At 58.4% G+C, this 9,013-nt stretch carries 12 protein-coding genes; 5 read left to right on the plus strand and 7 right to left on the minus strand.

The annotated features are described in order from the left end of the window. Positions 1-58: 58 nt before the first annotated feature. From cpcA to KR49_RS10395, 6 genes are all read right to left on the minus strand, one after another. Entirely contained in the window at positions 59-547 is a 489-nt protein-coding gene (gene cpcA, locus KR49_RS10370; protein WP_043695027.1) for a phycocyanin subunit alpha, read from the minus strand. Positions 548-591: 44 nt separating this feature from the next. Further along, entirely contained in the window at positions 592-1,110 is a 519-nt protein-coding gene (locus KR49_RS10375) for a phycocyanin subunit beta (RefSeq protein ID WP_043695030.1), read from the minus strand. Between the two features lie 142 nt (positions 1,111-1,252). Next, positions 1,253-2,056, minus strand: coding sequence for a phycoerythrobilin:ferredoxin oxidoreductase (locus KR49_RS10380; protein ID WP_043695033.1), 804 nt, complete (start codon positions 2,054-2,056; stop codon positions 1,253-1,255). Beyond that, positions 2,053-2,757: a 15,16-dihydrobiliverdin:ferredoxin oxidoreductase gene (locus tag KR49_RS10385; protein WP_043695036.1), complete on the minus strand. Its 705-nt coding sequence runs from the start codon at positions 2,755-2,757 to the stop codon at positions 2,053-2,055. Before KR49_RS10385 ends, KR49_RS10380 begins: the two co-directional genes overlap by 4 nt. After that, positions 2,757-3,341 (minus strand): phycobiliprotein lyase, encoded by a 585-nt coding sequence (locus KR49_RS10390; protein WP_253912750.1) that lies wholly within the window; start codon positions 3,339-3,341, stop codon positions 2,757-2,759. Before KR49_RS10390 ends, KR49_RS10385 begins: the two co-directional genes overlap by 1 nt. Before the next feature lie 30 nt (positions 3,342-3,371). Beyond that, the gene (locus KR49_RS10395) at positions 3,372-3,587 is read right to left on the minus strand and encodes a hypothetical protein (RefSeq protein WP_043695042.1); all 216 of its coding nucleotides are present in this window, start codon (positions 3,585-3,587) and stop codon (positions 3,372-3,374) included. Positions 3,588-3,970: 383 nt separating this feature from the next. Here KR49_RS10395 and cpeB point away from each other — a divergent pair, with 383 nt between their 5' ends. From cpeB to KR49_RS10415, 4 genes are all read left to right on the plus strand, one after another. Further along, positions 3,971-4,525, plus strand: a complete 555-nt coding sequence (gene cpeB, locus KR49_RS10400) for a class 1 C-phycoerythrin subunit beta (protein ID WP_043695045.1) — start codon at positions 3,971-3,973, stop codon at positions 4,523-4,525. Positions 4,526-4,581: 56 nt separating this feature from the next. Then, positions 4,582-5,076 carry a class 1 C-phycoerythrin subunit alpha gene (gene cpeA, locus KR49_RS10405; protein ID WP_011932400.1) on the plus strand — a complete coding sequence of 165 codons (495 nt, stop codon included), beginning with the start codon at positions 4,582-4,584 and terminating at the stop codon, positions 5,074-5,076. A gap of 342 nt (positions 5,077-5,418) precedes the next feature. Next, entirely contained in the window at positions 5,419-6,288 is an 870-nt protein-coding gene (locus tag KR49_RS10410) for a phycobilisome rod-core linker polypeptide (protein ID WP_043695052.1), read from the plus strand. A 265-nt stretch (positions 6,289-6,553) separates the two neighbouring features. Then, positions 6,554-7,174: a HEAT repeat domain-containing protein gene (locus KR49_RS10415; RefSeq protein WP_043695056.1), complete on the plus strand. Its 621-nt coding sequence runs from the start codon at positions 6,554-6,556 to the stop codon at positions 7,172-7,174. Positions 7,175-7,278: 104 nt separating this feature from the next. On the opposite strand, the gene KR49_RS10420 is transcribed toward KR49_RS10415, so the two are convergent. Then, on the minus strand, positions 7,279-8,175 hold the full coding sequence (locus tag KR49_RS10420) for a HEAT repeat domain-containing protein (RefSeq protein WP_043697333.1): 897 nt from the start codon (positions 8,173-8,175) through the stop codon (positions 7,279-7,281). Positions 8,176-8,245: 70 nt separating this feature from the next. On the opposite strand from KR49_RS10420, the gene KR49_RS10425 reads away from it, so the two are divergent. Beyond that, complete coding sequence (locus KR49_RS10425) at positions 8,246-8,680, plus strand: DUF2656 family protein (RefSeq protein ID WP_043695059.1); 435 nt, start codon at positions 8,246-8,248, stop codon at positions 8,678-8,680. Positions 8,681-9,013 lie beyond the last annotated feature (333 nt).

The following is a 9,013-nucleotide window of genomic DNA, read 5'->3' on the forward strand; positions in this document are numbered from 1 at the left end:
AGACAGGAACAATAAAAAAAGCCCCCCGGTGGGGGGCTTTCAACGCATCGGGACCTGATCAGATCAGGGAGTTGATGGCGTAATCGATGTAGCTGTTGGCTTCGGTGGCGGCGTCGCCGCTGAGCCCATGATTGGCTTTGATGTGCTTCAGAGCTTCCACGTACCAGGAGGGGGAGAGCTCGAAGGTGCGGTTGATTTCTGCCAGACCGGCAATCAGGTAGTCGTCCATGGGGCCGGTGCCACCTGCCACCAGGCAGTACGTGATCATGCGCAGGTAGTACCCGACGTCGCGGGAGCACTTGGCCTTGCCTTCCGGGGTGGCGGAGTAGTTGGACCCCTCCATCTGGGTGGTGTAGGGGAACTTGCTGTAAACGGCCTGAGCAGCGCCGTTGACCAGAGAATCAGCTTTCGAGGTCAGTGCCTTGGCAGCTTCGAGGCTGGCCTTGGCACGGCTGAAGCGACCGGAAGCGGCCTGCACTTCGGTGTTGCTGAGGAAGCGTCCCTGGGAATCGGCAGCTGCGACAGCTTCGGTGAGGGGGGTTTTCATGATGAAAGAAAGAAGCGGTTAGACGAAGAGGGCTGATGCCTGGATCAGGCCACAGATGCGGCTGCGCGGTCGAAGTAGGTGCCGATCTCGCTGCTCAGAGAGGCGCAGTCACCGGAGGTGATGCCGTTGCGGTCGTTGACCATGGACAGAGCGGCGTCCTTCATCAGGTTCACGCCGGCTGCAACGGAAGCACCGGGAGTGCCGAGGGCGAGATAGGTCTCACGCAGGCCGTTCAGGCAGCGGTCCTCCATCACGGAAGCGTCACCGGTGAACACGGAGTAGGTGACGTAGCGAAGGATGATCTCCATGTCGCGCAGGCAGGCAGCCATGCGACGGGAGGTGTAGGCGTTGCCGCCGGGGGCGATCAGTGCAGGCTGCTGAGCGAACAGCTGGCGGGCTGCATTGGCAACGATTGTGGAGGCGTTGCTGGAGATGCGGTTGACGGCATCCAGACGCTTGTTGCTGTCAGAGACGACGGCGGCGAGAGCGTCAATCTCGCTGGTGCTGATGAACTGTCCCCGGGCGTCGGCCTGGGCGACAACCTTGGTGAAGGCGTCGAACATTTGGAACTCCTCTTGGCAGCGTCTAAATGGGTGTCACAGACACCGGAGGGACATCGTAAGGAAGGTCCCGTCGGGGTCGGTGAGATTCTCGCCAAGGCCCAGCGGGCGCCCCGACGGCTGTTCATAATGCTTAACTCCCTTGCTACGACAAGGGAGTCGCGGTGGTCTTCTCAAGATCGAACAGAACACCGTGGATGTAGGACTCCGTCCACTCACTCCCGTAGAAGCGCGTCAACATGCCGCGCGCCGGATCCTTCTCCGCTCTGTAAGCCGTGTAGCGCTTCTGCCCGGACAGGAGCAGTGCCGCACGATCGTCATCCACGGGCTGCGCTTCCTCAACCAGGCGGAGATACAGCTGCAGATAATCAGCGAAGGCTGGACGGATCACGCGTTCAATCAGGTCGTCCCCTTCCTCACCGAGCGGGATGCGGGTCCAGAGAAAAGCAGGTGAGAAGTACGGCTTGGCTTCTTCGGGAATCGGGCCACCATCGGGAAGTTCGGCGCGCCATCGCTCGAAGATCGGCATCAAGCGCTCCCACACCGGCAAGGTGTGATCCGCATCGGCCTTGTCAACGGGTTGCAGATCGAGCGCGAGGAGATGGCCGTTCGGAAGAGTGACGAGATCCGCCCCGAAGAACGGCAGGTCGAACCGGCAGCTCGGATTGATCACGAAATTCAGCACCGAAGCCGCCGCACCGGCTTCGACGCAGGCACAGCGAACCTGGCGCAGTTTGTCCGTGGTGCAGGCCCAGGTTGCAGTGGTGACAGGAACGGGTTTCGCTTTTGATCCGGTGCTTCCCTCCTTCTGAAGGAAGGCATCCGCAACCGGGTAGGGAATCACTTGAAAAGGCTCAAGTGCAGCAACGGCATGGTCGAGAAATGGCTGCCACCGCCATCCCGGGATCTGAACAGGATCGAGGCTGGACTTGCGGAGATGGAGGCTCATGCGGGCTGGCTGGCGGGAAACAGGAATTCATGGAGGAATCGGTCGGACCATTCCTTCCCGAAATGACTGGTGAACAAACCGTGAGCTGGGTCGCGCTCGGCGCTGTAAACGTCGTAAGCGTCTTGGAGCTTCTCCACGTCCGACGGAGATAGCGCGGATTGTCCAACGGCCTGATCATGCATTGACCAGTAAGCCGCGAGGAACGCATCAAAGGCTGTGGGAAGTGAGCCTTGCGCTTCCTGGGCGCCGCCGCGGCAGAACAGCAACCAGGGAGAGAAGTACTGGTTGGGATCGAAGGAGCGCATTGTTTCCTCTCCGTTCAGCTCGGGGAACCGTTCATGCAGGGCCTTGAGCCCGGTGAAGTGGCGCTCCAGATAATCGTTGTCCTGGATCAGCGGCTGGAAGTCAAGAACGGCCACGAGTTTCTGGCGGGCGCCGAACCAGAGCAGATCGACCCCCATCAATGGATGGTCGAGGCTGTGCTCGGGGTAAGCCACTGAATTGAGCACTTGCAGGCTCTCTCCGGCATCGAGCCGGGTGACCCGCCAGCGTCGGAAGCCTGGAACGTTCCAGAGCCAGCTTTCAATCGTTCCCCCACTCTTGTCTGATTGACACAGCTCCAATCCTTCGGGCACGGCGGCCGGTTGCCCCCCTCGCTGGCGAATGTCGTCGTGCAGCTGGCTGAGGAAAGAATCGAACATCAGCTGTTGGTCTCCAAGACGGTCGAATCAGCGAACAGGCGGGCTTTCTCAGCCATGGCTTTGATGTCGTCGTCGGTCGGGCATCGCAGTTCCGTGCAGTAGGTGGTCATCGACACGCCATTGAGACACTGCACCGAACTCACGCGCATGCGCACCTGATCGGTCACGAACCAGCAGCGTTCAGTCCCCACATTGGTGTCGTAGCGGGTGGTGATGGTCAGGACTCCGTCGTCTGCAAAGGCATAGGTGCTGATCACGGCCTTCTTCTCCACATATCCAACGTCTCGGAGGAGAAATCCCCTTCGGGGGTCATCTGCTTGGGGAACATCGACAATCACGGCCGCGTAGTCGTCGTTGAGGCTTCCTTTCTTGAGGTTGCTTTCCCACCAGAAGCGGCCGCCTCCACTGGAGCGGTTCGCTGCGACACGGAGAGCATCACAGACCTTTTTGACAACCGGGTCTGAGGCGTCAAAGGGTTCGATCACCAGGTTGGAGTCCGCCGCTTCATCGTCCTGGTGATCCAGGTGATGGATCGATCGGCGGTTCAACCACGTTCCACGGCTGGCCGCCAAGAACTGGACCATCGACATTGGCGGCTCAAACACAGGCATGGATCAGGCGTTTGCCATGGTGTCCCGTTGCTTGAGCAGTTGCTCGAGCACCTCTTCCAGCCTCTGAAGCTCAGCGTGTTCCGCGACCGTGGCGTCAATCCTCTTCTGGGGGAGCTTCAGCTTCTTGCCCATGGCGATCACGTCATCGCGCAGGCGGTTCCGGTAGGCCTCGAGCTCTTCGATCGAGTCTTGAAGCTCCTGAAGCGTGGGTTCAGCCATGTGAGTTCGACGCCATTTCAGCTCGACTGTGGCTCGAGGGTAAGCCGCATGGGCTGGCCTCCGGCCCGAGCAATCGACCGGTTGACTAATAAATAGATGTGAGAGGAAAAACCTGAAACGACCTGCGGGATCGCCAGAGAGGCTTGTCTGGAGCTCCTGCAGGGCCTTGCTGCTTCTGCATCAACTCTCAACGTTTATTCGACAAGTGACGAACCATTGCGTGACCTCAGCAGTGGCCATGGGGAGGCTGAAAGGTCCGGTTACGTTCTAAAGGCGCTTCAAAGCCAGGTCTGAATCGCTAGCAGCTACCTCCTCTCTGAGGATGTGCCTGATGCTTTCAATCCTGGCAGCCCGAAGCATTCCCTCCTTTGTCTGGCTTCCAAATGCTCGACGCATTCTCCCGTTCCGTCGTCAGCGCTGACGCCAAAACTGCTGCCGTGGGTGCTGGCGACATCGCCGCTCTCCGTCAGTACGTTGCCGAAGGCAACAAGCGTCTGGACGCTGTTAACGCCATCACCTCCAATGCCTCCTGCATCGTCTCCGATGCTGTGACCGGCATGATCTGCGAGAACACTGGTCTGATCCAGGCCGGTGGCAACTGCTACCCCAACCGCCGCATGGCCGCTTGCCTGCGCGACGGTGAAATCATTCTCCGCTACATCTCCTACGCCCTGCTGGCTGGCGATGCATCCGTCCTGGATGACCGCTGCCTCAATGGTTTGAAAGAGACCTACATCGCACTGGGTGTTCCCGCTCAGTCCGCTGCCCGCGCAGTGGCGATCATGAAAGCCTCTGCCACGGCTCACATTGGTGAGACCAACACCCCTGCACTGGGTGGCACCAAGTTCCGCAAGATGGAGACCGCTCAAGGCGATTGCTCCGCTCTTGTTGCTGAGGCTGCCTCTTACTTCGATCGCGTGATCAGCGCCGTCGCCTGAGTCAATCGGGTTTTCCCATTTCCTCAACACCAACCTCCATCTAAAGGATCTCCACGATGAAATCCGTCGTCACCACCGTTGTGACCGCTGCTGACGCAGCCGGTCGCTTCCCCTCCCAGAACGACCTCGAGGCCGTCCAGGGCAACATCCAACGCGCCGCTGCTCGCCTGGAAGCCGCTGAAAAGCTGGCTGCTGGCCTCGACGCCGTCACCAAGGAAGCCGGCGATGCCTGCTTCAACAAGTACCCCTACCTCAAGCAGCCCGGTGAAGCTGGTGAGAACCAGACCAAGGTGGACAAGTGCTACCGCGATCTGGGCCACTACCTGCGCCTGATCAACTACTGCCTGGTTGTTGGCGGTACCGGCCCTCTGGATGAGTGGGGCATCGCTGGCGCCCGTGAGGTGTATCGCACCCTGGGTCTGCCCACCGGTCCTTACGTCGAAGCTCTGACCTACACCCGCGATCGCGCTTGCGCCCCTCGCGACATGAGCCCCCAGGCTCTGAACGAGTTCAAGTCCTACCTGGACTATGTGATCAACGCTCTCTCCTGAGCTGCGAGTTCAAGTCATTCATCAACCAGAAGGAGGCCTTCGGGCCTCCTTTTTTGTTGCCTGGTTTGTCTTGTCGTCTTCCTTAGTCTCGTTTTCTATCATCGAGAACTGTGAGATCTCGATGGAGAAGAGTTTCTTGAACTGTCGCGCATTGGAGCGTGGCAAACCCCAACGCCTCCTGGGAGGCATGGCTGGATTCTCTTGTGGCTTGGAAAGAGAGTGGTTTTCAGATGGATGTTGCCAGTATTTTCACAAAAGTATGAGCTGCGTACTTTAAGTAGCAATAAGAATCCCGAAAAAATTCTAGTTGGGTAATAAATTGCGTGTAGTCAACCAATCTCCATGCCTGCAATTAAGCTCAAGCGAGACTTTACCGATCAGAATCGGGTTTCGTTCGCGGTTTCAAACTCTCGGGATGCAGTCAAGAGTGCTGCATCGAATCGGGGTAAGGCTTCCAAGAGCACCGCTGAGTACAAGGAGAACCAGTGTGGCTCCATGGGGATTGGAGCAGGTCCCCGCATTCATGAGATCTGTCCGTTCTCTTCCGTCAATCATTCCTATGCGGCAACGGGAGATGGCGCTCTGAATAATGCGATCTCGGCTGCTTATAAGCAGGTGTTCGGTAATATTGGAATCGCTAATAATCAAAGGCTTTCCTCCCTTGAGGCTTTTCTGCGGGATGGCCGAATCACGACCCGCGATTTCATGGCAGGCCTTGTGAAGTCTGACCTTTATAAGGAAAAGTTTTTCTTCGCTGTCTCGCCGATGCGTGGCGTCGAGTTGACCACCAAGCATCTTCTGGGTCGTCCTCCGATCAGTCAAGAGGAGGTTGGTTCCGCGATCAAGCTGATTGCTGATCATGGATTTGATGCTTTTGTTGATCAATTGGTCCGATCTGAGGAGTATCTGGAAACGTTTGGTACGGATACAGTCCCATACCTGCGTGGATTCAAGTCAGAGGCGCGTTCCTACTGCTCGACATTTGTCAACATGGTCGAAATATCGCCTGCTAATGCCAGCGCTGATCATGTGATGTACTCAGGACCTCTGCTGGTGAAGCGTTTGACTAAGGGGCGTTCGGCTCTTTCGGCGGCAGCCTCCGGATTTGTTGCCGATACCACGGAGTTCTCCTACACGAATGCCGTCAACAATCCTAGAAATGCTGCTTTCCGGCGGATGTACGCAGGAAAGTTTGACTACAGGCTTTATTGATTTGCCTGTGAGCTTAAAAAAGCGGGCATGGCCCGCTTTTTTAAGCTGTCTCACTGTTGAGGTGCAGGAGAGTCAGGCGATGTTTGAAGTTGACAGTATCTCTTTGGGGCTTCCCGTCTTGATGTTCGTCATCATGCTTTGCCCCCTCGAAGATTTTGTGATCTGTTGACGGTGCGCCATCAGTTTTGAGAGATTGACTTTTGGCCCCTGAAGTTGTTTGAGCCTTGCTCTGATGGATAGTCAACCGAATGTTTCCGGCTTGGAGATGACTTCGCCGGCGCAGTCCGTCCGTCCGGATCTGGATGCGTTGTTTGCGGACCTTGCTCACCCCAATCCGCATCTGCAGACCCAGGCCTACCTCGCGATGGTGGACCACTGGCCCGATGAAGCACTGCAGAGGCTGCTGACCCTTCTGGATCAACCTGATGTTTCCCTGCGCCGTGCGGCAGTGCGAGGCCTCGGGGCCTTTGGCGCGGTGGCCCTGCGTCCTCTGGCTGAGCTGTTTGGCATGAGCCCGGATGGAACGGTGCGGGCCAGTTGTGTGAAGGCCTACGCCCAGATCGCATCCAACTATCCAGATCAGAGCTTTTCTCCAGAGGCGATGGCTGTTCTTGAGACCGCACTCTCTGATGAGTCTCCAGTGGTTTCTCAGTCAGCCGTGATGGCACTGGGGCAGGTCGGCATTCAGGCCCTCCCTCTTCTGATCCGCATTTGCAAGGGAGACAACATCGCCCATGTCCAGTCTGCGGCCATGGCTCTCGCCGAGATCCCTGATCCCCGGGCTGAAACCTGCCTGCGGGAGGTGTTCGACGACCCTGCGACGGATCCGTTGTCCCGTCAGATGGTGGAGGCATCGCTTGGACGTCTGGACAGCCGCCGCTCATAAAAAACGGGAGGTCAGCCCCTCAGCTGCCCTCCCGTGGTTGCGCATGCAGTGCTCGACGCGAACACTACATATTGACATTACGTTAAAGAACGGAACAAATCCGCTCAAGCGTGCCTTTCAAGTTGGTTGACCGCGAGACGCAGAATCGGTTTCACGGCGTCATCGGGTTCGCTCTCACAGCGGCTTTCAAGAGCCTGGATCGCAGCCGGATCCTCGAGTTTCATCAGTGAGAGAGCCGTGTTCTTGCGAACCAGTGGCGAACCATCGTTCAGGTTTGGCAGAAGCAAGGGCAGGGCCCACTGGCTGTCGTTCAGCTTGCCCATCAACGTGCTTGCTTCAGCGCGCACTTCCTCATCCTCGTCTTTCAGTGCATCCGTCAGGAGCTGGCGGGCATCTTCGTCCCCCAGGTTCTGAATTTGATCACCAAGGGCTCCGATCGCTGCGGTGCGGATGCGTGCATGAGGGGAGCGGGCGGCCTCTTTCAGGGCCTCAGGCGCTCGAGCTCCCACAAAAGACAGTCCCCAGCTCGCCAGCCCCGTCTGCATGGGGGTGTTGGAAGGGTCCACAAGAATCTCCAACAGACCCTCAACCGCATCCGCCCCGATCACGGCCATGGCACCGACGGCTGATCCCTGAACAACAGGATCGACATCATTGAGCAACGCCTTGAGAAGGAAGGGCAGAGCGCGTCGGTCAGAGATCAACGTGAGTGTTTTGGCCGCAGCACGGCGAACGGTCACGTTCTCGTGCTCGCACATGGCTGTGCACAATGCCGGCACGGCCGCGCTGCCCACGGTCCCGAGGCTCTCGGCGAACGTGAGACGCAGCAACCCACGTCGATCGCCCAGTCCCGCCACCATCCGCTCGATTGCCTGGGAATCACCGGCGGGTCGTTCCCCCTGCCTCAGTTGCAGCTTCAGCTCCTGGGCCAGCTGTTCTGCTTCCTCCTCACTGAGCTGAACCGGCTCAGCGCTGTTGAACGAGGGAGCAACGTCGGTCACGGCACGGCTGATGCAGCCATTCATTATCCGGTTCGCTGATCGCTAAGGTCGCGCCAGTCGCCTGATTGTTGTGACCAGCTTCGTTCTTTCCCACAACCTTCAGATCCAAGCCGATGCCGTTCCACCGTTGGACTTTGATGCCCTGGCGGCGGCACTGCAACAGGAATGCCCATCGGTGTCCATCGCTGAGGCCTTGTCACATCCTCACTGGAAACTCAGCCTTGAATCCACCGCTGAACCTGCTGCCTTTGCAGCTGAACTCACGGCCGCGTGGCGAGCTGTTCGCCGTTCCATGGGCCATGGCGATTCCCATGCGGTGATGGCTCTTGGTGGACGAAAAGATTCCGTGGGCAATCCCGGTGCACCACTGCAGCAAGGTGGATGGGGGGTCGACGTCGTTGAGACGGTGGACCCCGACGCGTTCCTGAAGGTGATCAACTGGACAGGCCTGACGGCTGGTCGCCCTGCTGATGGCGTTTTTGAGATCGTTGATCGGCCTGATTGATATCAGCCGCGCCGACGACGGCCGCCCCGCTTGGCCGACTTCCGGTTGGGCTCTGAGCTCTGCACCGATGACGATTCGACGGTTGCGTTGTCTGGGCTTGTGCTGGCGTGGGAGGCGATCGACTGAATTGACATGCCACGGTTGTGGATCGATTGCATGCTCCTGCTGAGCTGATGGCGTGGCACCCAAATGGTGCGTGCTGACCAAGGCCGGGAGCCGAGCTCAACAGTTGTTTGAACAGCGACGGCGTCAGAGCTTATGGGTCCCATGCGATGTCAATTGGAATACAGGAAACGATGCCTCGGATGGCATCACGCGCCAGGGGTTCGCAAT

It is taken from the genome of Synechococcus sp. KORDI-49, assembly GCF_000737575.1.
GTDB lineage: Bacteria > Cyanobacteriota > Cyanobacteriia > PCC-6307 > Cyanobiaceae > Parasynechococcus.

Bases quoted from the DNA above. Each gene is read 5' to 3' on its own strand.
- cpcA (WP_043695027.1), bottom strand. From the start codon at position 547: ATGAAAACCCCCCTCACCGAAGCTGTCGCAGCTGCCGATTCCCAGGGA.
- KR49_RS10375 (WP_043695030.1), bottom strand. From the start codon at position 1,110: ATGTTCGACGCCTTCACCAAGGTTGTCGCCCAGGCCGACGCCCGGGGA.
- KR49_RS10380 (WP_043695033.1), bottom strand. From the start codon at position 2,056: ATGAGCCTCCATCTCCGCAAGTCCAGCCTCGATCCTGTTCAGATCCCG.
- KR49_RS10385 (WP_043695036.1), bottom strand. From the start codon at position 2,757: ATGTTCGATTCTTTCCTCAGCCAGCTGCACGACGACATTCGCCAGCGA.
- KR49_RS10390 (WP_253912750.1), bottom strand. From the start codon at position 3,341: ATGGTCCAGTTCTTGGCGGCCAGCCGTGGAACGTGGTTGAACCGCCGA.
- KR49_RS10395 (WP_043695042.1), bottom strand. From the start codon at position 3,587: ATGGCTGAACCCACGCTTCAGGAGCTTCAAGACTCGATCGAAGAGCTC.
- cpeB (WP_043695045.1), top strand. From the start codon at position 3,971: ATGCTCGACGCATTCTCCCGTTCCGTCGTCAGCGCTGACGCCAAAACT.
- cpeA (WP_011932400.1), top strand. From the start codon at position 4,582: ATGAAATCCGTCGTCACCACCGTTGTGACCGCTGCTGACGCAGCCGGT.
- KR49_RS10410 (WP_043695052.1), top strand. From the start codon at position 5,419: ATGCCTGCAATTAAGCTCAAGCGAGACTTTACCGATCAGAATCGGGTT.
- KR49_RS10415 (WP_043695056.1), top strand. From the start codon at position 6,554: ATGACTTCGCCGGCGCAGTCCGTCCGTCCGGATCTGGATGCGTTGTTT.